This is a genomic window from Bacillus siamensis (genome assembly GCF_051628075.1).
Lineage (GTDB): Bacteria > Bacillota > Bacilli > Bacillales > Bacillaceae > Bacillus > Bacillus siamensis.
On record NZ_CP155579.1, the window covers coordinates 1,101,604 to 1,126,656 of the forward strand.

The window sequence follows — 25,053 nt, forward strand, 5'->3', positions numbered from 1 at the left end:
AAAGCCTGTGCAGAAGATGCGCAGGCTTTTTAAAATCCTTTAAACGTTTTTCGGTGATTCAGCCGGTACAGGGCAAACAATATCGACAGAAACAGCAGGGGAGATGTGATGTAAATCGGCAGCATGTGCATCATGGCCAGCAGATTTAAAAAGAAGAAAAACACAATCATTCCGATGGTCAGTACGGTGCGAAGCATGTATGTCCCTCCTTGTTTTACATTGATATATTCTATGAAAACAAGCAGTCAGTTATGTTTTGTGACAAAAATATGAACATTAAGCTTATGGGTTGTCAAAACTCGACAAGATTTGATATGATAAGGATGTGAAATTGATCACAAACAAACATTACCCCTTTGTTTGACCGTGAAAAATTTCTCCCATCCCCTTTGTTGTCGTTAAGACATATGAAACCGCGCTTATCCCGGCGCGGTTTCTTTATTTGCACAAAAAAAGCCGGCTCCGTTAGGAATCAGCTTTTTTTAATGATCGCAGCAGGTGACATCCTCTTTGGTTCCGGTTAAGGATTTCCAAAACAGACCGTGCTTTGCATCCACTCTGGCGACCTTTTTGGCGAACGCCAGTTTTTTCATTTCTTTTTCAACTTCTTCAAGGCTTAAATCATAAACAAGTGCAATTTCTTTCGATGCGACAAATCGAAAATATTCAATGAAACATTCCAAAGGCGGCGTTTCAGAAGGCTTCGGTTCATCGCCGAGCATTTCGAATAAGATTTCTTCGTATACTTCATAAGAATAGTTGCCGGGCACTTTCAGCCCTTCATCATCATGCAGGCTGTTAAAGAACGTCAATGTCGGATTAACAGTTACGTCCATTTCCGCAGCGATTTTCATATCGCACTGCAGCGCTTTTACCGCGCTTTGTGAATGGAGATCACGTTTAAATTCTTCGACATCCAATTTCGTCTTTTTGGCAATCTCTAAAAGAATGTCTTCATCTGTAATATTCTGCTTTGAGACAAACAGGCTTTCCTGCATGTTGCGGAGAAACAGGATGCCGGCCTTTCTTCCTTGCAGTTCGGCCGCTTTTAAAGCGAGTGCCGCAAGATAAGGTGATGAAAGGGGCTGATCCTGCTCAAGCCAAAGGCTTCCGTCACACGGCATCCCGGAACGGTTCGCGATTTTTTCCCAAGCTTCGGCAAGAAGGTGTTTTTTACGCTTTTGCTTATTCAGCGATGTGATGCTCGCGGAAACAATGATCCGCAGCGTAAAAAAACGTCCGTATCGGATTTTTAATTTTTTTATGGCGGGCTCCAGCGACCAGCATTCAGGACATAAAGGGTCGACAAACATGTAAATTTCCAGCGGTTTTTTTGGATGTCCGTGGCAATGGGCGAAGTATTGCTCATGCTGATAATTCGTCAATATGATCGATCCTCCGCTTCTGACTGGTTTACCATATGTCTGGCCGTTAATTCCAGACGCCCGTACAGAAATTCACGAATATCGCCCTCTAGCCCGACATGATCCATCGCTCTGCTCATACAGCTCAGCCACGCATCAGCCCTTTCTGCTGTAATCGGAAAGGGAAGATGCCTTGCTCTGAGCATGGGATGGCCATGTTCTTCAGTATAGAGGGGAGGCCCGCCTAAATACTGGGTTAAAAATTGCTTTTGTTTTCTGGCCGTTTCAGTCAAATCACTTGGGAATATCGGCTTCAGCAAGGGATGAGACGAGACACGCTCATAAAAAGTATCAACAAGTTGCGATAGAAGTTCCTCTCCAATCGCTTCATATGGTGCGTTAAACGATTGTCCCATGTTGACTACTCCTTTTATATGGCTAATAGGAATCATAATTCCTATTGCGAAATTATCTTTCAGTTTTACTATCTTCAGTTACTGTATATTTTAGCAATAACATTTTATTTCTACAAACAAAGTGCCTTTCTGTCAGGCGCTTGTATTTCATATCATATCACATCGACTTCATTCATGTGTAAGATTTACTCCGCAAAAAAACCAGAGAAGAAAGCCTCTCTGGTTTACGCGTAATACTGTTGGGTGATGTTTTTGACATATTGCTGTGTTTCTTTAAACGGCGGAATGCCTCCGTACTGATCTACGTTGCCGGGGCCTGCGTTGTAGGCGGCTAACGCCAGAGACACATTTCCGTCGTATTTTGTGAGCATCTGCTTTAAGTATTTCGTCCCGCCGTCAGCGTTCTGGACGGGATCAAGCGGGTTTGACACCCCGAGTGATTCAGCCGTGGAAGGCATGAGCTGCATCAGTCCCATCGCCCCCGCACCGCTGACCGCTTTCGGATTAAAGCCTGATTCCTGTTTAATAACGGCACGGATCAGCTTTTCGTCGACTCCGTATTTTTCGGCCGCTTTTTGAATGGCGCTGTCTATTGAAAAGTTTCCGGTGCTGATGTCAGAAGCTGTATGCGCAGGTTTTATGCCGGAAGAAGCGGTCTGTGAAGCGGCCGCGGGACTGACTGACACCGGAATTCTCGGTGAATATGAAGTATGATCGGTCCGCACCCCGTTTAAAATACCCGCTTCCGGCTGCTGCCGGACGGCTGTGCCCGTATATTGGCTGAGCAGCGCGCTGAAATTTGCAAGCGGGCTTTCTGCAGATTGTCCGCTTGAAGCGGTGCTTGTATTAGACATTGATTGCAGCGCCATAGATTGAAGCTGGAGAAGGGACGCCCAATTCGTTATATTCACTGTGTCATTCCACCTTTTTTTGTTTCTGTTCATAAAAACGCTGGATTTTATTTTTAGTGACCCGCTGAGGGATGCCGAATTGTTTGAGCAGTTGTTCAAACGCCCGTTTTCCTTCGTCCCAGTCAGCAGCCTCGAATTCCAATTCAAAGTCTTCTTTCTCTAAATATCGGCTGTGATCTAAAATGATTAAGCCTTTTTCTGATTCTTTTTCCGAGCGTTCAGTCGACAGCGTTCCGAAGTAACAAATGGCTTCTGAATGGATGCCGAGACCGTCCAGCTGCCGTTTTACGGGGCCTTCGGGGATCTTGAAGCTGTCAAGGTCAGGCTGTTTTGCAAGCTCTTGGTGCGTTTCCAGCAGACCGACCGCGGCAGGCTCTTTTAAAGTCAGGACGAACGCGCCGTTTTTTTCACGGATGCGGAGGGCTGATTTTTTTTGTTTCAGAGAAAAATCTTTTGTATCGAAGTAATGATTGATTTGCTGCTTAAAATCATCTTTTTTCATGCCGAGTGCTTCACTTAGCTTCTGAAATTCTGATTTTGTCAGCAGATTTTTGAATTCAATTTCTATTTCTTGGGTCATGACAGTCTTCCTTTCAGGACGAAAAATTGTATAATTCCCATTATCTCTTTAGAGGTTACGTTTATCAATATCGACCTTGATATGATAAAATAAATGCTGTACTTTGTTAAAAAAGGAGAACATTATGCAAAAGAGAATTGAAATTCAAAATGCATCATTAACAGAAGACGTGCTCCGCCTGAAGTGCGGAGAGGACTTAAGCGGAGCGGAACGCAAAGCCTCAGGTCAAATGCTTGTTGATTCCGATCACTTTGCTTTTGTATACATACTTGAAACAGCTGACTCTTTTGAATATGTCATTATAAAAGAACATGTATGGCCGGATCTGAAAGAGGCTTTTGACAAAAGAAAACCGGCGGTGCTGGAGGCCGGCGGCAAAACGGTTGAACTTTCAGGGCTGCATGAAGAACTCGATTATCTTATTGAAAATATTAAAGATAATGCAAACTACGGGGATATGGAAGAAAAAGTGAAAAGCGTATTTCTTTAGAACAGGTTCGGAATTGGGGGATGTACGATGGATGACAAACAATGGGAGCAATTTCTAGCGCCATACCGCCAGGCTGTTGAGGAATTAAAGGTGAAGCTGAAAGGCGTCAGAACCCTTTATGAGTATGAAGATGACCACTCACCGATTGAGTTTGTGACAGGCCGCGTGAAGCCGGTGGTAAGCATACTTGAAAAAGCGAGACGGAAAAGCATACCGCTTCATCAGATTGAAACGATGCAGGATATCGCAGGACTGCGTATTATGTGCCAATTTGTCGATGATATCCAGATCGTCAAAAATATGCTGTTTGCCAGAAAAGATTTTACCGTTGTCGACAAGAGGGATTACATAGCAGAGCATAAAGAGAGCGGATACCGGTCTTACCACCTTGTCGTTTTATATCCTTTACAAACTGCGTCCGGAGAAAAGCATGTTCTTGTGGAGATACAGATTCGGACGCTTGCCATGAACTTTTGGGCAACCATTGAGCATTCACTGAATTACAAATACAGCGGGAACATTCCCGAAAAAGTAAAGCTGAGGCTGCAGCGGGCCTCGGAAGCCGCATCCCGTCTCGATGAAGAAATGTCTGAAATCCGCGGAGAGATTCAGGAAGCCCAAGCCGCGTTTTCACGAAAGAAAAAAGCGGGAGGCCACCAGTAGAAAGGAGGGGAATGGCATGAAATTTGCCGTTTCTTCAAAAGGAGACGAAGTTTCAGATACACTGAAAAGCAAAATACAGGCGTATTTACTTGATTTTGATATGACCTTGGATGAAAAAGAGCCGGAAATTGTTATTTCCGTCGGCGGTGACGGAACGCTTCTCTACGCATTCCACAGATACAGCGACCGTCTGGATAAAACGGCTTTTGTCGGGGTTCACACGGGGCATTTGGGTTTTTATGCCGATTGGGTTCCGCAGGAGATAGAAAAGCTTGTTCTTGCCATCGCCAAAACGCCGTATCATACCGTGGAATATCCCCTTCTTGAAGTGGTTGTCACTTATCATGATGAAGAGCGTGAAGAACGGTATCTGGCTTTGAATGAATGTACGATCAAAAGCATAGAAGGCAGTCTCGTTGCTGACGTTGAAATTAAAGGCCAGCTGTTTGAAACGTTCAGGGGAGACGGTTTATGTCTGTCAACGCCTTCCGGAAGCACGGCTTATAATAAAGCGTTAGGCGGCGCGATCATCCATCCTTCCATCAGAGCGATTCAGCTCGCGGAAATGGCATCCATCAACAACAGAGTGTTCAGGACTGTCGGTTCGCCGCTTTTGCTTCCCGATCATCATAACTGTGTCATCAAACCGAGAAACGACGTCGACTTCCAAGTCACAATTGATCATTTGACCTTGCTGCATAAGGATGTCAAATCTATTCTATGCCGGGTGGCAAATGAAAAAGTCAGATTTGCAAGATTCCGCCCTTTTCCGTTTTGGAAAAGAGTGCAGGACTCCTTTATCGGAAAAGGCGAATAGAAAGAGGAAACGGATTGAACAACTTTTTTATCCAAAAGAATATTTCAGCCCGGGAAGCCGGCATGACGGTAAAAGAATATACGGCGCAGCTCGGCATTTCGAAACGGCTTCTCGCTGACATCAAATTCGGCGGGGGAGATCTTCTTGTCAATGGAGAGCATGTAACCGTCCGCGCCGTATTAGCGGCAGGGGATGTGCTTAGGATTGAATTTCCAAAGGAGCATGTGAGTGAAACGCTTTTGCCTGAGCCGGTTCCGCTTGACATTCTTTATGAAGATGACCATGTGCTGGTGGTCAATAAACAGCCGTTTGTTTCCTCAATTCCATCACGGGAACACCCGTCGGAAAGCATCGCTAACGGAGTGATCAGCCATTACTTAAAAAGCGGCGTACAGTCCACGGTTCATCTCGTCACCCGTCTTGACAGGGATACGTCGGGAGCGATGCTGATCGCCAAGCATCGGCTTGCTCATTCTCTTTTGTCGGCAGCGCAGAAGAAGGGGCTTGTCAGCAGGCGGTATCTCGCTGTCGTACACGGAGTCATGCAGCAGAAAGAAGGAACGGTGGACGCGCCAATCGGCAGAAAACCCGGCAGCATTATTGAGCGGATGGTAACGCCGGAGGGACAAAAAGCGGTAACGCATTTTCAAACAGAAAAAACCGGACGTGTGTTTACGCTTGCGCAGTTGCGGCTTGAGACGGGGCGGACGCATCAAATCCGGGTGCACATGAATTACCTCGGCCATCCGTTAGTCGGTGATACGCTGTACGGCGGAAAAAACGAGGGAATTGCACGGCAGGCGCTTCACAGTGAGCGGCTTTCATTCGTACACCCCATAACAGGAGAAACGCTCGTTTTTCTTGCTCCCGTTCCTGACGATATGAAAACATTGATCGAACATATGTAAAGCCCGAACCGTTTACCGGTTTCGGGCTTTTTTCATGTCTGACTGCCTTGATCCTCGCGAAAGCGTGAAGCATCATAGGGCATTGAGCTTTCCACAGAGACGGTTTCATGCTCCGGAAAGCGAAAGCCTGTCAGCTGATTCCCGAAGACGCATCCTGTATCAATGTTGATTGTACGGTTGACGATCCGGGGGCGTTTTACAGGGGTATGGCCGTAAACAATCCATGCCTTCCCTTCATAGGCGGCGGCCCAGTCTCTTCTGACGGGTCTGCCGTCGGGATACGTTTCACCCGTGATATCGCCGTACAACACAAATTCTTTTACCTTACGCGAGTATTTACCGATATCGTCAGCTTTTATGCCGGCGTGGGCGACAACGAGATCGCCATTATGTAAAATGTCATAAAGCGGCGCTGACTCATATAATCGGATAAATTGTCTGGAGACTTCCGTTCTGTCGGCGGGAGACAGCTCTTTCAGTTCGGCTGCCGTCGTTTCCAGTCCGTGCATCACTTTTACGGGGTTTCCTTTTAAGTAACGATACAGTTTGTTGCAATGATTTCCCGGGACATAACGGACGATGCCTTTTTCATATGCTTTTGCCACGAAACGCATCACATCTACGGATTTGGGGCCTCTGTCTGTTAAATCCCCCGCAAAGACAAGCGTTCTGTCTTCAGAATGGACGGGCATTCCGTCTTTCACTTCATATCCGAGCTTTTGCATTAACGCGATCATTTCGTCATAACATCCGTGTATATCGCTGATGATGTCATAAGCCATTCTGTCAGCCTCCCTTTTCCGGTTTTTTATTTATTATGGGACTAATTCCTTTACCTAATTACGCTGTTTTGGTACAAATTAAAAAAAGAATTTGAAGAAATAATGCCTTATTACTTTTTTTTCGCCGCCAGCCTTGTTAGAATATGCGTTATGTTTTTAAAAAAAGTAAGGTATTGCCCGCTTTAAGCGGGCTTTTATAACCCTTGTTTTAAGGAGGTATTTACAAATGGAACACACATCAGTCGCTTCTTTAGTCGTCGTTCTGATCGTCGCTTTTTTGACGCCGCTCCTTTTACATCGGTTTAAGCTCAGCATTCCGGTCGTCGTCGCGGAAATCATCATGGGGCTTATTATCGGAAAAAGCGGCCTGAATCTCGTCGTTCAGGGAGACACGTGGCTGGAGACGCTGTCTGTTCTCGGCTTTATCTTTTTAATGTTTTTAAGCGGATTGGAAATTGACTTTTCGTCATTTGAGAAAGGGAAGAAAAAACAATTCCTTCCGAACGGCAAGGAAGCACCCAATACGTTTTCTGCCGCACTGATCATATTTTTCGGCATCTTTATTTTATCATTGCTGCTGTCCTATGCCTTTGTATTAGCCGGTTTTATTCAAAACGCGTTTTTAATGACGCTTATTATTTCGACAATATCACTCGGTGTGGTCGTTCCGACTTTAAAGGAAGAACGGATCATGAATTCCAATATCGGCCAGATTATTCTGCTTGTCGCCGTTATTGCGGACTTGGCTACGATGATTCTGCTCGCTTTCTTCTCTTCTCTTTACGGGGAAGACAGCGGAAATATGTGGCTTCTTTTGATTCTCTTTGCCGCGGGGGTGGTGCTGTATTTCTTCGGCAGGATCTTTAAACACCGCTCATTTGTGCAGTCGATGTCTAAAGGCACCGTCCAGATCGGCACGCGAGCCATTTTTACACTGATTATCGTGCTTGTCGCTTTATCGGAATCTCTCGGGGCGGAAAATATTCTCGGTGCATTTTTAGCAGGCGTTTTAGTATCGCTTCTGTCGCCGAATAAAGAAATGGTGGAGCAGCTGGATTCATTCGGCTACGGGTTTTTAATTCCGATCTTTTTCGTCATGGTCGGGGTGAAGCTGGACATATGGACGCTTTTCCAAGATCCGAAAACATTGACGATGATTCCGCTGCTTCTGCTGGCGCTGTTTATCAGCAAAATGTTCCCGGTGTTTTATTTAAAGAAATGGTATGACAAAAGAACCGTGTTTGCTTCGGGGTTTTTGTTGACTTCTACGCTGTCACTTGTTATCGCGGCGGCTACGATCGGAGAAAGGCTTCACATTATCAGCGCCAATATGTCCGGCGCGCTGACTTTGGTTGCGGTTATCGCCAGCATCATCTCACCGATCGGCTTTAAAAAATTATTCAAGCGGCAAAGTGCGCCGCAGGAAAAAAAGCGCATTACATTTATCGGCGCCAACCAAATGACGCTTCCGGTGACGCTGGAGCTGCCTGATGAGGAATATGATGTGCGGGTCGTCCATGTGTATCAGGAAAATGCCGGGGAAAAGCTTGCGGAATCCGTTTTTTCTGTTGAAACGATTTCTGATTACGAGCCCGGCACGCTTGAGTCGCACGGTATTTTTAAAACGGATATTCTTGTCGTGGCGACGGGAAATGAAGATGTGAACGCTGAAATCGCCTTAATGGCGAAAGAGAAAGGGACTGAGCGTATCATCGCAAGCGTCGGCTCGGTTGAACATGAAACAAAACTGAAGGAAGAGGGCATCAGTATTTTTTCTATCCTTCTGTCTACAAAGACGCTCTTGCGCGCATTAATTGAGGCGCCGGGCGTGATGAACCTTCTGACGAATGAAGAGTCTTCGCTTTATCAGATCAATCTGGAAAACACGGCGTATAACGGCATTATTCTGCGCGAATTTCCGCTGATGGGTGATGTGATTTTCGTCCGGATTTTCAGAGGTGTGGACAGCATCGTTCCGCACGGGGACACGAGGCTGAAAACAGGAGACCGTCTCATCGTTACGGGCTCGCGCAACTACGTGTCGGAGCTGAGAAAAATCCTTGAAGCTTGACCAAATTGCATTTCGTGATAAGATAGAAGGCATAACAAGTAAATTATAATCGTATGACCACTAGGGGTGTCCTTCATAAGGGCTGAGATAAAAGTGAGACTTTTAGACCCTCATAACTTGAACAGGTTCAGACCTGCGTAGGGAAGTGGAGCGGTATTTTTTGGGTTCCTTTTATCCAGATAAATTCCAAACCACTTTTCCGATGCGGGAAAGTGGTTTTTTTATTTTATCAGGGGGGAAAACTTTATGACATTTTCTGAAGAATGCAGACTGGCGGCAGCCGAATGGTGGGACGGAAGCTTTGTTCATCCGTTTGTAACAGGGATCGGTGACGGAAGCCTGCCGTTAGATCGTTTCAGTTATTATGTGCTGCAAGATTCCTACTACTTGACGCATTTTGCAAAAGTTCAGGCGTTTGCAGCCGCATATGCCGAAGACTTGTTTACGACGGGAAGGATGGCGGGCCACGCTCAGGGCACATATGAAGCGGAAATGGCGCTGCACCGCGAATTTACGGAGCTTTTAGGGATTACAGAAGAAGAGCGTGCGGCATTTAAGCCGGCACCGACAGCCTATTCTTATACGTCTCATATGTACAGATCGGTGTTGAGCGGCCGTTTTGGAGAAATTTTAGCCGCGCTTCTGCCCTGCTATTGGCTTTATTATGAAGTTGGCGAACGCTTAAAGGAATGCAAACCGGAACATCCGATTTACGAAAAATGGATCGGTACATACGGCGGAGACTGGTTCAGACAGCAGGTCGAAGAACAGATCAGCCGTTTTGACGAGATTGCTGAAAACAGCACAGAGGAAATCCGCGCGAAAATGAAAGAGAATTTTGTGATTTCAAGCTATTATGAATATCAATTTTGGGGAATGGCTTATCAAAAAGAAGGCTGGTCGGAGAAGGGCGGAAAAGAGGTGGAGTCCTTTGGAGCTGCACGCCGTAACTGATAATCGCAAACCCGTTGCCGAGCTGGCCGAGGATATTCTATCGATTCAGCGCGAAGTGAGCTTTATCCATATCCGTGAGCGGGGCAAAACAGCGGGAGAGATCATGCAGCTTTTGTCACTGTTGAAAAAAGGCGGTGCGGATAAGGACAAATTGATCATCAATGATCGGGCAGATATCGCGCTTTTTGCCAATATACAACGTGTTCAGCTTCCGTCCAGCAGCTTTTCCGTAAAGCAGGTGCGGAGCAGATTTCCCCATCTCCATATCGGACGTTCGGTTCATTCACTGCAAGAAGCCGTCCAAGCTGAAAAAGAAGATGCGGATTACGTGGTGTTCGGCCATGTGTTTGAAACGGAATGTAAACAAGGACTTGAGGCAAGAGGCATCGGCCTGCTTTCAGATATCACACGTACGCTTTCCATCCCCGTCATTGCAATCGGCGGAATGACACTGCAGACGATCGGGCTCACAAAGCAGGCGAAACCGGACGGAATTGCCGTTATGTCGGGCATTTTCTCAGCTGAAAACCCTGAGGAGGCGGCAAAACGGTATGCACGCGCGGTGAGGGGGGCTGATGATGAATAAGCACTATGATACGGCGGTTATCGGGGGCGGAATTATCGGATGCGCCATTTCTTATGAGTTGGCGAAGATGCAGCAGAACGTTGTCTTGTTTGAAGACGGAGCAATCGGCCGAAAAACGACAAGCGCTGCGGCGGGAATGCTTGGCGCTCATGCGGAATGTGAAAACCGTGATGCGTTTTTTGATTTTGCTATGCACAGCCAAAGACTGTATGAAGCGGCGGGGCAAGAGCTTGAGGAAGCCAGCGGCATTAACATCAGGCGCCATAACGGCGGAATGCTTAAATTGGCGTATACAGAAGAAGACATGACCCGTTTACGGAAGATGGATGATTTACCTTCCGTCACTTGGCTCTCAGCGGAAGAGGTTCTTGAAAAAGAGTCTTACGCTTCAAAGGACATTCTCGGCGCATGTTTTATAAAAGACGATGTCCATGTCGAACCTTACTATGTTTGCAAAGCGTATGCAAAAGGGGCGCGGCGTTATGGCGCTGACATATATGAGCATACACAAGTCACTTCCGTAAAACGGATGAACGGGGAATACTGCATCACAACGTCCGGCGGGGATGTTTATGCTGACAAAGTCGCAGTTGCAAGCGGTGTATGGAGCGGCCGGTTTTTCAGCCAGCTCGGCTTGGGACAGCCTTTTTTCCCTGTGAAAGGAGAATGCCTCTCTGTGTGGAATGACGAAATCCCGCTGACCAAAACCCTTTACCATAATCAAAGTTATGTCGTTCCGAGAAAAAGCGGGCGGCTTGTCATCGGCGCCACGATGAAACGGGGCGACTGGAGCGACACGCCTGACGTCGGCGGGATTGAGGCTATCATTGCGAAAGCGAAAACCATGCTGCCCGCCATTGAACATATGAAAATAGACCGGTTTTGGGCGGGGCTTAGGCCGGGAACAAAAGACGGAAAGCCGTTTATCGGGCGGCATCCTGATAACAGCGGCATCATATTCGCCGCCGGCCATTTTCGAAACGGCATCTTGCTAGCTCCGGCAACGGCTGAAATGGTGCGGGATATGATCCTGGGAAGACAGGTTAAACATGAATGGGAAGAAGCGTTTCGAATTGATCGCAAGGAGGCTGTTCAAATATGATCCTTCAGCTGAACGGAAAACAAATTGATTGGAATCGAAAAGAGGGGACGGTTCAGGATTTGCTTGAATCGTATCAGCTTGATCAAAGAATCGTAGTTGTAGAAAGAAATAAAGAAATCATCGAAAAAAAGAATTATGAAAACACAAGTTTGTGTGATCGCGATGTCATAGAAATTGTCCATTTTGTAGGAGGCGGATGAGGATGTTAACAATAGGCGGAAAACAGTTTCAGTCAAGATTGCTGTTAGGCACGGGAAAATATCCGAGTTTTGAGATTCAGAAAGAGGCGGTGGCCGTCTCGGAATCAGATATTTTAACCTTTGCGGTGCGGCGGATGAATATCTTTGAACAGTCTCAGCCAAACTTTCTCGAACAGCTTGATTTGTCTCAGTACACGCTTCTGCCGAATACGGCCGGTGCCGCAACGGCTGAAGAGGCGGTCAGAATCGCAAGGCTTGCTAAAGCTTCAGGGCTTTGTGACATGATAAAAGTGGAAGTCATCGGATGCAGCCGGTCACTTTTGCCTGATCCGGTTGAAACGCTGAAAGCATCAGAGCAGCTGCTTGAAGAGGGATTTATCGTTCTTCCGTATACGTCAGATGATGTCGTGCTCGCAAGGCGTCTTGAGGAGCTCGGAGTCCATGCTATTATGCCGGGCGCTTCACCGATCGGTTCAGGCCAGGGAATTTTAAATCCGCTGAATCTGTCCTTCATCATTGAACAGGCGAAAGTTCCGGTCATTGTCGATGCCGGCATTGGTTCTTCAAAAGACGCTGCCTGCGCGATGGAGCTCGGAGCTGACGGCGTGTTATTAAATACCGCCGTGTCAGGCGCTGATGATCCGGTCAAAATGGCCCGGGCGATGAAGCTTGCCGTAGAAGCGGGCCGCCTTTCTTATGAAGCCGGGCGGATTCCGGTGAAAGATTACGGAACTGCAAGCAGTCCGCGGGACGGTCTTCCGGTATGACGGACAGATATTCCAGACAGGAGCTGTATCAGCCGATCGGTCCCTCCGGACAGGAGAAGCTCCGGTCGTCTCATGCCGTGATTATCGGCGCGGGTGCGCTTGGCGCGGCAAATGCGGAGATGCTTGTCAGAGCAGGGGTCGGGAAGGTAACGATCGCTGACAGAGATTATGTGGAGTGGAGTAATCTCCAGCGCCAGCAGCTTTATACCGAAGATGACGTCAGACAGGAAATGCCGAAAGCCGCGGTAGCTGAAAAGCGGCTTACATCCATAAACAGCGATGTAGATGTGAAGGGATTTGTCATGGATGTCACTGCGGAAAACGCACCCGGACTGATTTGTGACGCATCTCTTATCATTGACGCGACTGACAACTTTGAAACGAGGCTGATTGTGAACGATGCGGCTGTACAGAAAGGAGTTCCTTTTCTGTACGGCGCCTGTGTCGGCAGCTACGGACTCTCCTTTACCGTCATTCCCGGGGTCACGCCGTGCCTTCACTGTCTGCTTGAGACATTGCCTTTAGGCGGTATGACATGTGATACGGCGGGAATTATCAGTCCGGCTGTATTACAGACGGCTGTTTTTCAGACTGCAGACGCGCTGAAGCTGTTAACGGGCGGACCTGTTGAGCATGTTCTCCGTTCGTTTGATTTGTGGAAAAATGAACGGTCCGAAATAAACGTTGCCCGTCTCAAGAAAGCTGATTGCCCGAGCTGCGGCACAAACGATTTTCCGTTTTTATCTTACGAGAATCAGTCAAAAGCGGCTGTTCTGTGCGGGAGAAACACGGTACAGATCAGAACGGGAATCTCAGAGCCGTTTGACCTGCAAAGGCTTTCGGGACAGCTCAGACGGGCCGGGCTTGACGTTTCGGCCAATCCGTATTTAATTTCTTTCCGCACAGACAGTTTCAAGATGGTTCTGTTTCGTGACGGCAGAGCATTAATTCACGGCACAAGCGACATCAGCAGAGCGAAATCTTTTTATCATAAATGGATCGGATAATGCGAAAGGAGAGAAAAACAGCATGAGCATTTGCAAAGCATTGACGATTGCCGGGTCAGATTCAGGAGGAGGGGCCGGTATACAGGCGGACCTGAAAACTTTTCAGGAGCTCGGCGTCTTCGGGATGTCAGCTATTACAGCGGTAACCGCCCAGAATACATTGGGTGTTCACGGCATCTACCCGCTCACCCGGGAAGCGCTCGGCAGCCAGATCGACGCGGTGGCGGAAGATCTGCGGCCTGATGCGATAAAAACGGGAATGCTGTGGAGCGCGGAGATGATTGCAGAAATTGCGGAAAAAATGGATCAGTACAGACTGGAGCATCTCATCACCGATCCCGTCATGATTGCCAAAGGAGGCGCATCCCTGCTGCGTGAGGAAGCACAGGCCGCGTTAAAAGAGCTGTTAATTCCGCGCAGTTATGCGATTACGCCGAATGTTCCGGAAGCTGAGTCATTGACCGGAATGGAAATCCGTACGTTTGAAGACCGGAAAAAAGCAGCCGAACGCCTTTGCCAGCTTGGCGCAAAGAACGTCATCATAAAAGGCGGACACCAGCCTGAACAGGGGAAAATCGTTGATTTATTATTTGACGGTTCATCTTTTACCGGAATCAGTCACGCCTATATTGACACGAAACATACCCACGGAACGGGCTGTACATTTGCGGCGGCGCTGACGGCGGAAACCGCAAAAGGAAAACATATTCAAGCCGCTTTTGAGACAGCCGCCAACTTTGTGCGTGAAGCTGTGGAACATACGCTCAGCATCGGAGCGGGACACGGGCCGACAAATCATTTTGCCTATAAAAGAAACAGTCTGCAGACGAGATAAAAAGAGACCGCTTCAACACCCGGCGGTCTTTTTCCCATGCTTTCAATCTGGACAAGGTTATGATATGATAAAAATTAAGATCAGGTACTAAATTATGTCTTTAAGACGATTACAGGAGGCTTTATACATATGAATTTCTCACTAGAAGGCCGCAACATCGTTGTGATGGGCGTTGCCAATAAACGCAGTATCGCCTGGGGAATCGCCCGCTCTCTTCATGAAGCCGGAGCGCGCCTCATTTTCACTTACGCAGGGGAGCGATTGGAAAAATCAGTTCATGACCTTGCGGCTACATTAGAAAGAAATGATTCTCTCATCCTTCCGTGTGATGTGACAAATGACGCTGAGATCGAAACTTGCTTTGCGAGCATTAAAGAGCAGGTCGGCGTGATTCACGGCATTGCGCACTGCATCGCGTTTGCAAACAAAGAGGAGCTTGTCGGTGAATATTTAAATACGAACCGTGAGGGATTCCTGCTTGCGCATAACATCAGTTCTTACTCTCTGACAGCGGTCGCAAAAGCGGCTCGTCCGATCATGACTGAAGGCGGCAGCATCGTCACACTCACTTACCTCGGCGGCGAGCGCGTCGTTTCAAACTATAACGTAATGGGTGTTGCAAAAGCGTCTCTTGATGCAAGTGTCAGATATTTAGCGGCTGACTTAGGAAAAGAAAACATCCGCGTCAACAGCATTTCAGCAGGACCGATCCGTACGCTTTCTGCAAAAGGAATCAGTGATTTCAATTCTATCCTGAAAGAAATCGAAGAGCGTGCGCCGCTGCGCCGCACGACAACACCTGAAGAAGTGGGTGACACGGCCGCATTCTTGTTCAGTGATCTGTCAAGAGGCATCACGGGCGAAAATCTTCACGTTGATTCCGGTTTCCATATTACCGCACGTTAATTGACAAGCAGTCCCTTTTTAGGGATTGCTTTTTCTTTCTTCTGATTTTAATCATTCCGTCATATAGATAAAACATGACAGAATCGGAGGGATGAAGATGTCAAAACAAAACAGAAACGCGGACAAAAAACCGCTCATGTATATTGTGCAGCCGGATTATTCAGACACGCAATCATCAATGCAGGATATATTAATCAAAAGGAAAACACCTCAGCCGCCAATAGAAGAGCCCGCTCACGGAAAGCAGGAGGAAAAAAGTAAAGCTCAGCCTGTCGAAGCAGCGCCTGCCGAACCAGAAAAGCAGACACCTGATCAGCACAGCCGCACAGAGGAAGCCGCACAAGAAATTCCGGCTCAAGTGCAGGATGCTGCTGAGCCCGACGCCGCAGAAAAAGAGCCTGAAGCGGTTCACAATGACGCCTCGGAGGAGAGGGTTCCGCCAAAGCGCGTGAAAAAGCCGATGAGCAGAATGTCTATTCTTGAAAAAATTGATTTCTTAACGAAACTGCCGCATAATATGCCCCGGGCGCTTTGTTTGATAGAAGCCAATGGGAAAACTTACAGAGGCGTAATCGTCGGCAGAAAAAATGATGCCATCTATTTGAGGACGACGAGCAACGGTGCGCCTGCGGAGCTTGCCATCAGCGATATCACCTCGCTGCATCCGCTCGGTTTTTAACCATACAAAAAGCTGCCTGAATTCTTTACTCCGGCAGCTTATTTTTATGCTTTTCGGTTAAGAATGTGTGCGGTTCAGCAGTCTCGGGCTAAGGCAATTGATGGCGCAGAAGCTGTGAAGATCGACTTCAACGCAATAGTTTGTTTTTTCTAAACGGAATACATCGCAGACAGAATCTTTATCTGTAAAATCAAGAATGTGCTTATGTTCGTCAAAAGCAATAAGCAGGCTTAATGTGGCACAGCCGTCACAGACTCTTTCAACTCTGAAAAAAAGAGTATTAAAGCACGGACCGTTATCCAGCTCGCCGACATTTCCGAAGGCGATAAACGGCGATGATTTAGAAGTGAAAAGCACAAACGGCACTGTATCGCCTAATGAAAAACCCGGCGATAAAAGGTTGGAATAGCATCCGGCCGGGCAATCTTCCTCAACCGCATTTTGCAGGTCCTCAATATTTTCTACCGCTTCACGCACACAGTATGTTGTATTCTTACTCATAATTTCCCTCCTGACTTCACGTTTTAAATGGCACCGGATTAAACGATATCGGAGAGTCAGCCGCCCGGGCGTCCGGGCGGGCTGATGATTGCATCTGTAATAGAAGGTTGGAAGGGGATTCCTCTTTAGAAAAGATGCGAATCAATGACTATCCGTGATGCTTTTTCTCTTTGTGCGGCGCAGGCCGGTCGACAAGTTCGGGTGAAAGGCATTGAATGGCGCTGAAGCAGCTCAGATCAACTTCAATGCAAAAATCTGTTTTTTCTAAACCGAAGAAATCCGGATCACAAGGATGGCAGACGCTGAGGGTGTCGCCGTGCACATCTACGGGGCGCAATATGGAAAGCGTCGCGCAGCAATCGCAAACTCTTTCTGCCCGGAAGAAAATAGACTCGAAACACTGGCTGTCATCGGCAAATCCTCCGACGTTCCCGAATGTGGAGAACAAACCGCCTTTTTTATCAAACAAGAGAAACGGGATGGTATCTTTACCGGTAACCGTCGGGCTTAACAGATTGGTATAGCATCCAGTCGGGCATTGTTCTTCAACAGCCTCTTGTTCTGCTAAAATCTTCTCGACTGCATCGCATACACAATTTTCATCTCGGCCATGGTGTTTTCCGCAGCTCATGGATTTCAGCTCCTTCTTTTAGGGTATTTGACTTTTGTCTTTAACAACATATGTACGCGAGCCTCACTTGGTGTGGGTGAACGTCTATATATTCATCATATGCGGAGAAAATAAGAAAAAGCAGAGCGTTTTTTAGCTCTGCTTTTCTTTTTAGAGGACGAGGGTGATGACTAAGACAGCAATCAGTAAATTTGTCGCTGTTGAGATCAACACTGCGATATCGGCATCTACTGTTGTCACGTTTACGCCGCGGGAGTTTTCGATGAGCAGTTTTTGGCGGTTGATTTGTTTGTTGGCTGTCAGCTGCAGTAAGTCTTGTGCGACCAATTCAGCGATGACTCCGTCAGCGATTGAAGTGAGAGTAGCCGTTACGACTGCTGCATTAATTGCTGTCATGACTGAAGCGACTGCTTGAACGTCTGTTGACGTCACATTAATATCACAAGAGTCTCTGATAATAATGGCTTCTTCAGAAACTTGTTTGTTGATGTTCGCCTGGGCCAGGTCTTGGTCAAGGAAGGCGTTATCTTCGCCGAATCCGTTTCCGTTACAGCAAACACTGCATCTTCTGCCTTCTTTTTCTTCTTTTTCTTCTCGCGGATGTTCGCATTCAGGATCAAGTGCAACCCAAGAGTATGGTCTGCTTTCCATATCTATTCCTCCTTTTCTTTTACTATTATTAAATGAGCCGGCCCCTTACTTTGACTCAGGCATATATCCTGATAAAAATCACTATTTTTTAGTTATTGACCGGGATTTTGGCGTCTTTGCCGGAGCTGTTCGATTAATTGTTCTCTGCGGGTTTGCGGAGTTGTCTGCTGTTCTTGTGCTTTTTCCTGCTCTTTTTTCTGTTTCTGGCTTTCAAGAAAAGCTTCTGTTTTTGCCTGCATGTCTTTGACTAATGCGATCAGCATTTCTTTTTCTTCATCAGGTATTTCCCGCATTTTGTCCTTTGTCACGCCGTGTTTTTTGAAGACATTGCTGACAAGCACTTTTAAAAGCGGATCCACTTCTGGTAGATTTTCGAGTTCTTTTTTTAATTTTTCGTTATCTGCCATTTGTTCTCACCTCTAATTTTAAAAATTTGAATAGAAAGAGTTAAAGGATGTCTAGTTCAGCAAAAAGTATATTTAATAATTGAAACAAAATTTGTACAAAGGCCATGATATCGTCTGCTGCCAGTGTGATTTTGACATTGCGGCTGTTCAGAACTTGAATGACGGTCCTCTTTTTTATTTGGCAATCATCCAGGATCAGCAGTTCGGTTACCATTTGGTCGGCTGTGTCTTCATCTGCTATCACGAGCTGTGTCGCGAGGATAATCGCCGCAGTAACTGAGGCTTGTATAGAAAGAGCGGCCGTTATATGTGTTGTATCTACTGTGACATTTTCGCAATCAATCACTTCGATCTTCTGCTCGAATTCGTTGGATAATTGTTCGAATATTTGCGGTTGCAGTGTTTCAACATTTTCTTCAAACGACATAACCTTCACTCCTTTCTCATTCATACTTTATATAATGCAAATGAAACGCCGAGCGGAATAAGAAAAACAACTAAACCGCACCTATTTTTTTCCCGGACAAGGTGCGATTCATGAAGAACAGGGTTTTCGCATATATATTAAGAGGTCAAGTTTTAAAAAGGAGTGAACAGGTGGTTATCAATTGGCTTTCATTTATTCTGTTATCGTTTGCCGTTTTTCGGCTGGCCAGGCTTTTCGTATTTGACACCATAATGGCGCCGCTCCGGAGCCTTTTTCACGAGGAAAAAACAGAAACCGCACCAGACGGCACGACAGAAACCTATATTGTCATAAAAGGAAAAGGCATCAGGGCTTTTATCGGTGAACTGCTCAGCTGTTACTGGTGTACGGGCGTATGGTGCGCCGCCTTTTTAATTGCAGCGCAGATTGTGATTCCTGAGGCTGCGCAATGGCTGATTTTGCTGTTAGCCATAGCCGGCGCGGCGGGGATCATTGAAGCTGCGGTTTCGCGTCTTCTCCAGGAATAAGGCGGTTCCATCAGCAACTTACCATTATTTTCTGCATAAAATGGTATATATGACATAAGGAAAGGAAGGATCAACATGAATCAATCAAGCAAACCTTCCCAAAACACTCCATACAAATCCACTGAGTATCAGCCTTACGAAAAAAAAATTAAAAAGAAAGGCTGCGGCTGCGGCCAAAAGAAAAAACCGAGATAGCCGTTTTCTAAAAAAAACCGGGGATTCCGGTTTTTTTGTTTTTTGCCGAACACCGGTCCCTGTTCCGCATAGATCATAGGAGGAGGGGTTGTTATGAATATATTTGAATCGTTGATCAATGGAAAATACCGCAGACACAATCAAAATCAGCGGGAGCATAACAAACATATCTTATCTATTGAAAAGCAGCTGTCAAAGTTTGATGAAGCCGGTTTGCGCTTCGAGGAATGGATAGATGCGTTTGCCGCTGAAACCGAAGCCAAACTGAAGAAAAATGAGCATTCTCAATAAAATGAAATGAAATCCGCACCGGCCCTATGCATTTATCCAAGCCAAACAAGTCTCATCACATAGAGTATAGAGAGTAAAGGAGGTGCTTAAGTATGGGATTCGGATATGGCGGATACGGAGGCGGCTACGGCGGCTGCGGCGGATACGGTGGCGGCTATGTCGGAGGCGGCGGATACGGCTCAACATTTGTTCTTGTTGTCGTATTGTTCATCCTCTTGATCATTGTCGGTGCATCCTTTTTCGGATAAACCTTAGCTAGACCCAGGATAAGCGCGGGACCATTCAGTCCCGTGCTTGCCTGATGTATGAAGGCGTATGAAAACGGGGTAGCGGAATTTTTCCGTTGTCTTACGGGCACATGTTCCGCCCTTAGTTCATACAATATCGTATTACTCCACAAAAAGGAGGCACAACATGGATAATCAATTTTTTAAAAATATTGAGAAGAAAACAGGCGTCAGCATGAAGGATGTCATGAACCTCGCGGGATCATTGCAAAATGCAAATTTCAAAGATGAAAACACGGTGAGAGGTGTCATTCAGAAGGTATCCCAGCTGGCTAACAAACGTGTACCGAAAGAATTGGAAGACAAAATCGTCCAATCGATTACAAGCGGTAAAGAGAAACTTGATTTTGGCACCATTTCTAAAATGATGGACAAAAAATAGGCGTCAGCCGGCCTTATTGAAGGCCTTTTTATGTGAGAAGAACCCGGCAGTGATCTGCCGGGTTCTTTATATTCTGAGTGCGCTCCGTCTGTCCGTCCGAAGAAGGGGCTCGAGAAATCTTGAACTGCGCGCTGTTTTCCCCCGTCTGTTCGCGGGACATGATACATATAAATGCTGCATGGCCCTTGTCATTGCGACGTACAGAAGCCGTCTTTCTTCTTCGAGCGGAGCGGGATCGCCCTGTCTCGCCGTCTCAAGCGCGAAGTCATGGGGGATCGAACCGTCAGCCGCGCCTAAAATATAGACCGTATTGAATTCAAGACCTTTTGATCGGTGAATGGTCATCAGTTCGACGCCGTTTTCATCGGTTTTCAGATTCTCGGCGGCACGCATATGATCGACATGCGCAAGAAAATCCGGAATGGTTTTAAATTTTTTAGCAGCCACTTTGACGTCCCGGAGATCATCAGAGCCTTTTTCCAGCTTGTTTCCTTCATTGCCCCGTTTTTTTAAATACTCGGAAAAGCCCATTTTGCTTTCGGCGAAGGTGATGGCTTCAACGGGCTTCATTGTCCGGATGCTGGCGAAAAACGGAACGATCTGCTTGATTTTCCCTATTTGAAACGGCTTCAAGTCAGGCAGTTTCGTCAGCGCCTTAATCATCGTGCAATCTTCTGTGATTGACAGCGCCTTTAGCGTTTGCAGGGCGGATTGCTTTAAAAATAAGGCCGGAAGCAGATCTTTCACTGCATCCGTATCATCCTCGTTCTGGCTCGCGTATAAGTAGGCGAGGATCTGCCGGACGATTCTGCGGCTGTAAAACGTCTGCACGCCCCTGTCGGCATGGTAAGGGATTGATGATTGATGCAGTCTTTCATAAATGGCCCGCCCGGCGCTGTTTGTCCGGTAAAGCACGGCAAAATCGCCAGGGCTCGCCCCGTTTTGAATTTTCTCTTTTATATCCGAAACGATCATGGTTGCTTCTTCTTCCTCATCGTAAGGATAAAACATCACGGGATCGTGAGCGCCGTCTTTGACGGCAGAAAGTGTTTTTTCATACCGTTTTTTATTTTTCTTTACGACGGTATGAGCGCTTGAAACGATCGGATGCGGCGAGCGGTAATTTGCCGTTAAGTAAATGGTTGTTGCTGCCGGATAGTCTTTCTGAAAATCAAGGATGAAAGACGGGCTGCTTCCGCGGAACGCATAAATGGATTGGTCGTCATCCCCCACGCAGCACAGGTTATTCTCAGGGCTTGCGATCAGCTGCATAATTTTATACTGTACAGGATTAATATCTTGAAACTCATCAATCAAAATATGAGAAAATCTGTTTTGATATTGTGCGAGAATATCAGGCCGGCTTTTTAACAGCTCATAACAGCCTTGGGCCATGTCATCAAAATCAAACTGCCGATTTTCCCGCTTTTGCCGTTCATAATGTTCATAGAGCCTGTATACTTTTTTCTCCCAGTCATCCGCAAGCGGGATTGTCTCATGGGGGAGGTACGTGTTTTTCCAGCAGCCGATAAGCTGAAGCGCCTGGTCGACGGGAAACTCTTTTTCGTCCAAATGTTCTTCATAGAGCGCCTTTTTCACATATTGCTCTCTCTGCCATTCCATTTTTAGAAGCTGGCTGCCGTTCCATTTTGAAGAATCAAAATGATAGAGTATTTTATAGAAAAAGCTGTGGAATGTTCCCGTCACAAGGCGGGAGACTTTGCCGGCTGCCAGCCCGTACTCAGTCGCCATCCGCTCTTTCATTTCGGCGACGGCTTTTGTCGTAAAGGTCACAAGCAGCATGTTCTCAGGTGAAATGCCGAGATGTTCAATCATATGGGCGGCGCGGGCTGTCAGCACCCTCGTTTTTCCGCTTCCCGCTCCGGCGAGCACCAGCAGGGGCCCGTCGGTTTCTGTGACTGCCCGCATCTGTTCACGGTTCAGGCCGATACCGGGAAACAGCGATGTATCAGCCGCTTCAGATGTTGGGGAAAACGGCTCGGCTGCAGGCACTTTTTTCGGGCTTTTCCATTCTGAGACGATCGGTTTCGGATTCTCTGAAATCGCTTTTCCTTTCGGCAGGCGGAACATGCCGGCTTCCTTATACTCTTCCTTTTCCTTCTCCGCTTTTGGCTCCTTGGCCGCGCATGCTTTTTCACAGGCGGTAAAGTCTCCCTTTTGCCGGTGATAAAACGCCGGCTGCTCTAAAATCGAAAGCCGCATGAAGACAGGCTGGTCACAATGTGCGCAAAAAATATTTCCTTTCTGAGCTTCTTCAAAAAGGAATTGGTAATGTTCTCTAGAATATGTATGTAAATGTATCGTTCGGTTATTCAGTCGGGCGCATTTCAAAAAGGGGTCCTCCCATTAAAAGGTGTTCATCCATTTGATAGACAAAGAATATCATAACAAAAGAACCGCGTTTCAAAAAGTAAGATTAAGGGAAATGAAAAGCGAAGGGGAGGGGTACATATGATTTATGCAGGACGGATTCAAAACCAGCAGTATACTCAATACGCAAACCGGACAGCGGGTTATAGGCCTGATTACGCCGGCATTACGAAAGCGGCCGCCCTCGCCAATGACAGGCTGTACAGAGAGGTGGAGCGCCGCCAGGAAAACACCGCAGCCGCAGAAAAGAAAGTACATGAGGAAAAACGTAAGCGCTCTCTTTCCCGCTTGCCGCAAATTATGGGAAAAGGCCGATTGATTAATCAATACGTGTGAAAAACCTGGAAAATATCAAAGTGATGAAAAGATATCAAGATATCAGTATTGTCGTTCCGGGCCATGGCAGCCCGGGAGATGCCCGTCTGCTGCCTCATACGATAAGTCTCCTGAAAGAAAAGCAATAAAGAAGACCGGCGCTCCCATTACGGAGTGCCGGCTTTTTTATCTCTTCCTGATTTTCACAAAACAAAGGAAAGCAAGTGCAAGCGCCAAAACGGCATATCCCGCTATCGGCCAAACATGCTGATGAAATGAAGAATAATCTCCGGATATGACTTCCTGAGCCAGCTCGATCGAGTGGACAAACGGCAAGGCATAAGCGATATGTTTGAACGTCTCACCGAGCAGATTGACATCCATCCAAGCTCCGCCCAGAAATTGCACGAGTGTTATATAAATCGTTCCGATACCCGAAATTTGTTTGTCCGTAAACACAGCGCCTAAACATAAACCGAAGAAAACGGACATCATCGCAATCGGCAGCAGTACAGCGATACCGGCGAGAAGATTGATCCATTCGGCTGACAAACCGGCAGCCGCTGCTGCGGTAAAACAAATGACAATTTGTAAAACGGCTAACGGGAGCATCGGCAGTGTATAACCGACAACATAATCTGCTGTTTTTAAAGGGGAAGCAAACAAACGGGTCAGAAGGGCGGTCTGTTTGTCTTTTGCGATCAGCAATGCAGAGAACATCGTAAGGAAAGCAAAGCCGAAAACAATGAGCCCGGGTGCTAAATGCTGGACTTTAAAGGTGTCAAGCGGCGCATTTTTCTCAATCGCCGTAAACAGAAACAATAGAATAACAGGCAGTGCGATTCCAAGGATGATAGATAGGGGATCACGAAAAATCTCTTTTCGGTTGCGTATGGCGAAATCAAGCATAAAGACCCGCCTCCCCGTCACAAATCGCTAAAAAGGCATCCTCAAATGTGGCTGAATGAGTTTGCTTTTTCAGAGCCTCCGCCGTACCCAGTGCTTTTAATGTCCCATTTTCTAAAATGCAAATACGGTCTGCCAGGGCTTCGGCCTCTTCTAAATAGTGTGTCGTTAAAATAATCGTCATGTCCCCCTTTAATGCCTCAAGATTTTTCCACAACTCGCGGCGTGAACGGACGTCCAGCCCTAATGTCGGCTCATCCAAGAAATAAATATCCGGCTTTGTAATCATGCCCATGGCGATGCTGAGCCGGCGCTGCATTCCGCCTGATAATGTTTTTGTTTTTGCTCTTTCTTTCTCTTTTAATTGAAACAATTCGAGCATCTCATCCGTTCTTTTTTTTCCTTCTTTTTTCGGAATTCCGTAGACTCCGGCTATAAACTCTAAGTTTTCCCGTACGGTTAAATGAGGGGCGATGGCTGTTTCCTGCGGAGATATATTCATTTTCGGTTTAATTTTATCCAAATCAGTCAAAATGCTGAAGCCGAGCACTGATGCATCACCTTCATCCGGAGAAAGGAGGCCGCAGAGCATGCTGATTAATGTCGTTTTTCCGGCTCCGTTCTCACCGAGTAAAGCGAAAAATTCTCCTTTTTCAACTGAAAAATCAAGACGGTCAACGGCGGCGGTTTCTTTATAATGTTTCGTTAATTGCTTCAGCTCAATCGCGTGCATTTACTCATCCTCGCCATCTGCATCGATTGGCTTTGCGTTTAAAATATCTTTTGCAAATTCGAAAAAGAGTTCTTGTTTTACAAGTGCGATACCCTGCTGGTCATCTCCGAGCATAAGCAGTGAGTCCCCGGGATTTATATCAAAAACATCTCTTGCTTCTTTTGGAATGACAATCTGGCCTTTTGTGCCAACTTTAACGGTCCCGAATATATGCTTTCCTTTAGGTGCTGTCATGTGTATCCCTCCGTTGTGAGAATTGTATTTTTTGTATGAATTGTAATACTTCGTATACTAAACATACATCAACCTTCCATAAAATTCAATAAAATTCATAAAAAAGCACTCCTGCCATATCAACAGGAGTGCTTTTG

General features: G+C 46.6%; 34 protein-coding genes and 1 riboswitch. Of the genes, 19 read left to right on the forward strand and 15 right to left on the reverse strand.

The window, feature by feature from the left end:
- Positions 1 to 29: 29 nt before the first annotated feature.
- From ABDB98_RS05695 to ABDB98_RS05715, 5 genes are all read right to left on the reverse strand, one after another.
- Positions 30 to 197, reverse strand: coding sequence for a hypothetical protein (locus tag ABDB98_RS05695; protein ID WP_016938224.1), 168 nt, complete (start codon positions 195 to 197; stop codon positions 30 to 32).
- Between the two features lie 285 nt (positions 198 to 482).
- Complete coding sequence (gene spxH / locus ABDB98_RS05700) at positions 483 to 1,385, reverse strand: protease adaptor protein SpxH (protein WP_438421608.1); 903 nt, start codon at positions 1,383 to 1,385, stop codon at positions 483 to 485.
- Positions 1,382 to 1,780 carry a thiol management oxidoreductase gene (locus ABDB98_RS05705; RefSeq protein WP_016938222.1) on the reverse strand — a complete coding sequence of 133 codons (399 nt, stop codon included), beginning with the start codon at positions 1,778 to 1,780 and terminating at the stop codon, positions 1,382 to 1,384. Before ABDB98_RS05705 ends, spxH begins: the two co-directional genes overlap by 4 nt.
- A gap of 224 nt (positions 1,781 to 2,004) precedes the next feature.
- Positions 2,005 to 2,691, reverse strand: a complete 687-nt coding sequence (locus ABDB98_RS05710) for a lytic transglycosylase domain-containing protein (protein ID WP_438421609.1) — start codon at positions 2,689 to 2,691, stop codon at positions 2,005 to 2,007.
- A 4-nt stretch (positions 2,692 to 2,695) separates the two neighbouring features.
- On the reverse strand, positions 2,696 to 3,271 hold the full coding sequence (locus tag ABDB98_RS05715; RefSeq protein WP_438421610.1) for a CYTH domain-containing protein: 576 nt from the start codon (positions 3,269 to 3,271) through the stop codon (positions 2,696 to 2,698).
- Positions 3,272 to 3,395: 124 nt separating this feature from the next.
- Between ABDB98_RS05715 and ABDB98_RS05720 the strand changes: the two genes are divergently transcribed.
- From ABDB98_RS05720 to ABDB98_RS05735, 4 genes are read left to right on the forward strand one after another with little or no spacing between them, the layout of a single operon-like run.
- The gene (locus tag ABDB98_RS05720; protein ID WP_016938219.1) at positions 3,396 to 3,761 is read left to right on the forward strand and encodes a hypothetical protein; all 366 of its coding nucleotides are present in this window, start codon (positions 3,396 to 3,398) and stop codon (positions 3,759 to 3,761) included.
- Positions 3,762 to 3,788: 27 nt separating this feature from the next.
- Complete coding sequence (locus ABDB98_RS05725) at positions 3,789 to 4,424, forward strand: GTP pyrophosphokinase (protein WP_016938218.1); 636 nt, start codon at positions 3,789 to 3,791, stop codon at positions 4,422 to 4,424.
- A 16-nt stretch (positions 4,425 to 4,440) separates the two neighbouring features.
- A complete protein-coding gene (locus tag ABDB98_RS05730) occupies positions 4,441 to 5,241 on the forward strand; it encodes an NAD kinase (RefSeq protein WP_047477853.1) in 801 nt (266 codons plus the stop codon).
- 14 nt (positions 5,242 to 5,255) lie between these two features.
- The gene (locus ABDB98_RS05735) at positions 5,256 to 6,149 is read left to right on the forward strand and encodes an RluA family pseudouridine synthase (protein WP_438421611.1); all 894 of its coding nucleotides are present in this window, start codon (positions 5,256 to 5,258) and stop codon (positions 6,147 to 6,149) included.
- Positions 6,150 to 6,181: 32 nt separating this feature from the next.
- Here ABDB98_RS05735 and prpE read toward each other — a convergent pair whose 3' ends face one another.
- Positions 6,182 to 6,931: a bis(5'-nucleosyl)-tetraphosphatase PrpE gene (gene prpE, locus ABDB98_RS05740; RefSeq protein ID WP_045925339.1), complete on the reverse strand. Its 750-nt coding sequence runs from the start codon at positions 6,929 to 6,931 to the stop codon at positions 6,182 to 6,184.
- Positions 6,932 to 7,157: 226 nt separating this feature from the next.
- Here prpE and ABDB98_RS05745 point away from each other — a divergent pair, with 226 nt between their 5' ends.
- The 10 genes from ABDB98_RS05745 to ABDB98_RS05790 all read left to right on the forward strand — a co-directional run bounded on the left by ABDB98_RS05745 (position 7,158) and on the right by ABDB98_RS05790 (position 16,038).
- Positions 7,158 to 9,002 (forward strand): monovalent cation:proton antiporter family protein, encoded by a 1,845-nt coding sequence (locus ABDB98_RS05745; protein WP_438421612.1) that lies wholly within the window; start codon positions 7,158 to 7,160, stop codon positions 9,000 to 9,002.
- A 52-nt stretch (positions 9,003 to 9,054) separates the two neighbouring features.
- Positions 9,055 to 9,163, forward strand: a riboswitch (TPP riboswitch).
- A gap of 85 nt (positions 9,164 to 9,248) precedes the next feature.
- Entirely contained in the window at positions 9,249 to 9,956 is a 708-nt protein-coding gene (gene tenA / locus ABDB98_RS05750) for a thiaminase II (protein ID WP_438421613.1), read from the forward strand.
- The gene (gene tenI, locus ABDB98_RS05755; RefSeq protein ID WP_438421614.1) at positions 9,934 to 10,542 is read left to right on the forward strand and encodes a thiazole tautomerase TenI; all 609 of its coding nucleotides are present in this window, start codon (positions 9,934 to 9,936) and stop codon (positions 10,540 to 10,542) included. The genes tenA and tenI overlap by 23 nt, the downstream gene beginning before the upstream one ends.
- The gene (gene thiO, locus ABDB98_RS05760) at positions 10,535 to 11,644 is read left to right on the forward strand and encodes a glycine oxidase ThiO (RefSeq protein ID WP_438421615.1); all 1,110 of its coding nucleotides are present in this window, start codon (positions 10,535 to 10,537) and stop codon (positions 11,642 to 11,644) included. The genes tenI and thiO overlap by 8 nt, the downstream gene beginning before the upstream one ends.
- Positions 11,641 to 11,844: a sulfur carrier protein ThiS gene (thiS, locus tag ABDB98_RS05765; RefSeq protein ID WP_003155008.1), complete on the forward strand. Its 204-nt coding sequence runs from the start codon at positions 11,641 to 11,643 to the stop codon at positions 11,842 to 11,844. The genes thiO and thiS overlap by 4 nt, the downstream gene beginning before the upstream one ends.
- Complete coding sequence (thiG, locus tag ABDB98_RS05770) at positions 11,841 to 12,611, forward strand: thiazole synthase (RefSeq protein WP_438421616.1); 771 nt, start codon at positions 11,841 to 11,843, stop codon at positions 12,609 to 12,611. Before thiS ends, thiG begins: the two co-directional genes overlap by 4 nt.
- Positions 12,608 to 13,618 (forward strand): thiazole biosynthesis adenylyltransferase ThiF, encoded by a 1,011-nt coding sequence (locus tag ABDB98_RS05775; protein WP_438421617.1) that lies wholly within the window; start codon positions 12,608 to 12,610, stop codon positions 13,616 to 13,618. The genes thiG and ABDB98_RS05775 overlap by 4 nt, the downstream gene beginning before the upstream one ends.
- A gap of 22 nt (positions 13,619 to 13,640) precedes the next feature.
- Positions 13,641 to 14,453, forward strand: a complete 813-nt coding sequence (thiD, locus tag ABDB98_RS05780) for a bifunctional hydroxymethylpyrimidine kinase/phosphomethylpyrimidine kinase (RefSeq protein ID WP_438421618.1) — start codon at positions 13,641 to 13,643, stop codon at positions 14,451 to 14,453.
- A gap of 129 nt (positions 14,454 to 14,582) precedes the next feature.
- Entirely contained in the window at positions 14,583 to 15,359 is a 777-nt protein-coding gene (gene fabI, locus ABDB98_RS05785; protein ID WP_013351851.1) for an enoyl-ACP reductase FabI, read from the forward strand.
- Positions 15,360 to 15,456: 97 nt separating this feature from the next.
- Entirely contained in the window at positions 15,457 to 16,038 is a 582-nt protein-coding gene (locus tag ABDB98_RS05790) for a CotO family spore coat protein (protein ID WP_438421619.1), read from the forward strand.
- Positions 16,039 to 16,095: 57 nt separating this feature from the next.
- Here ABDB98_RS05790 and cotZ read toward each other — a convergent pair whose 3' ends face one another.
- The 5 genes from cotZ to ABDB98_RS05815 form a co-directional block, all read right to left on the reverse strand.
- Positions 16,096 to 16,539: a spore coat protein CotZ gene (gene cotZ / locus ABDB98_RS05795; RefSeq protein ID WP_016938206.1), complete on the reverse strand. Its 444-nt coding sequence runs from the start codon at positions 16,537 to 16,539 to the stop codon at positions 16,096 to 16,098.
- Between the two features lie 148 nt (positions 16,540 to 16,687).
- The gene (cotY, locus tag ABDB98_RS05800) at positions 16,688 to 17,170 is read right to left on the reverse strand and encodes a spore coat protein CotY (RefSeq protein ID WP_047478023.1); all 483 of its coding nucleotides are present in this window, start codon (positions 17,168 to 17,170) and stop codon (positions 16,688 to 16,690) included.
- A 150-nt stretch (positions 17,171 to 17,320) separates the two neighbouring features.
- A complete protein-coding gene (locus tag ABDB98_RS05805; protein WP_017417463.1) occupies positions 17,321 to 17,821 on the reverse strand; it encodes a spore coat protein in 501 nt (166 codons plus the stop codon).
- Positions 17,822 to 17,913: 92 nt separating this feature from the next.
- Positions 17,914 to 18,228 (reverse strand): hypothetical protein, encoded by a 315-nt coding sequence (locus tag ABDB98_RS05810; protein ID WP_060963072.1) that lies wholly within the window; start codon positions 18,226 to 18,228, stop codon positions 17,914 to 17,916.
- Positions 18,229 to 18,268: 40 nt separating this feature from the next.
- Entirely contained in the window at positions 18,269 to 18,655 is a 387-nt protein-coding gene (locus ABDB98_RS05815) for a spore coat protein (protein WP_060963071.1), read from the reverse strand.
- A 170-nt stretch (positions 18,656 to 18,825) separates the two neighbouring features.
- Here ABDB98_RS05815 and ABDB98_RS05820 point away from each other — a divergent pair, with 170 nt between their 5' ends.
- The 4 genes from ABDB98_RS05820 to ABDB98_RS05835 all read left to right on the forward strand — a co-directional run bounded on the left by ABDB98_RS05820 (position 18,826) and on the right by ABDB98_RS05835 (position 20,337).
- On the forward strand, positions 18,826 to 19,182 hold the full coding sequence (locus ABDB98_RS05820; protein ID WP_015388440.1) for a DUF1360 domain-containing protein: 357 nt from the start codon (positions 18,826 to 18,828) through the stop codon (positions 19,180 to 19,182).
- Between the two features lie 288 nt (positions 19,183 to 19,470).
- On the forward strand, positions 19,471 to 19,668 hold the full coding sequence (locus ABDB98_RS05825; RefSeq protein ID WP_438421620.1) for a hypothetical protein: 198 nt from the start codon (positions 19,471 to 19,473) through the stop codon (positions 19,666 to 19,668).
- Between the two features lie 92 nt (positions 19,669 to 19,760).
- A complete protein-coding gene (locus tag ABDB98_RS05830; protein ID WP_060963069.1) occupies positions 19,761 to 19,916 on the forward strand; it encodes a YjcZ family sporulation protein in 156 nt (51 codons plus the stop codon).
- Between the two features lie 166 nt (positions 19,917 to 20,082).
- A complete protein-coding gene (locus ABDB98_RS05835) occupies positions 20,083 to 20,337 on the forward strand; it encodes a stage VI sporulation protein F (RefSeq protein ID WP_016938198.1) in 255 nt (84 codons plus the stop codon).
- A 66-nt stretch (positions 20,338 to 20,403) separates the two neighbouring features.
- Here ABDB98_RS05835 and ABDB98_RS05840 read toward each other — a convergent pair whose 3' ends face one another.
- Positions 20,404 to 22,689, reverse strand: coding sequence for an ATP-dependent helicase (locus ABDB98_RS05840; RefSeq protein WP_438421621.1), 2,286 nt, complete (start codon positions 22,687 to 22,689; stop codon positions 20,404 to 20,406).
- Positions 22,690 to 22,809: 120 nt separating this feature from the next.
- Here ABDB98_RS05840 and ABDB98_RS05845 point away from each other — a divergent pair, with 120 nt between their 5' ends.
- Positions 22,810 to 23,064, forward strand: coding sequence for a hypothetical protein (locus ABDB98_RS05845; RefSeq protein ID WP_438421622.1), 255 nt, complete (start codon positions 22,810 to 22,812; stop codon positions 23,062 to 23,064).
- 165 nt (positions 23,065 to 23,229) lie between these two features.
- Here ABDB98_RS05845 and ABDB98_RS05850 read toward each other — a convergent pair whose 3' ends face one another.
- From ABDB98_RS05850 to ABDB98_RS05860, 3 genes are read right to left on the reverse strand one after another with little or no spacing between them, the layout of a single operon-like run.
- Positions 23,230 to 23,952 carry an ABC transporter permease gene (locus ABDB98_RS05850; protein WP_438421623.1) on the reverse strand — a complete coding sequence of 241 codons (723 nt, stop codon included), beginning with the start codon at positions 23,950 to 23,952 and terminating at the stop codon, positions 23,230 to 23,232.
- On the reverse strand, positions 23,945 to 24,682 hold the full coding sequence (locus ABDB98_RS05855) for an ABC transporter ATP-binding protein (RefSeq protein WP_016938193.1): 738 nt from the start codon (positions 24,680 to 24,682) through the stop codon (positions 23,945 to 23,947). The genes ABDB98_RS05850 and ABDB98_RS05855 overlap by 8 nt, the downstream gene beginning before the upstream one ends.
- Positions 24,683 to 24,916, reverse strand: coding sequence for an AbrB/MazE/SpoVT family DNA-binding domain-containing protein (locus ABDB98_RS05860; RefSeq protein ID WP_060963064.1), 234 nt, complete (start codon positions 24,914 to 24,916; stop codon positions 24,683 to 24,685).
- Positions 24,917 to 25,053: the final 137 nt, after the last annotated feature.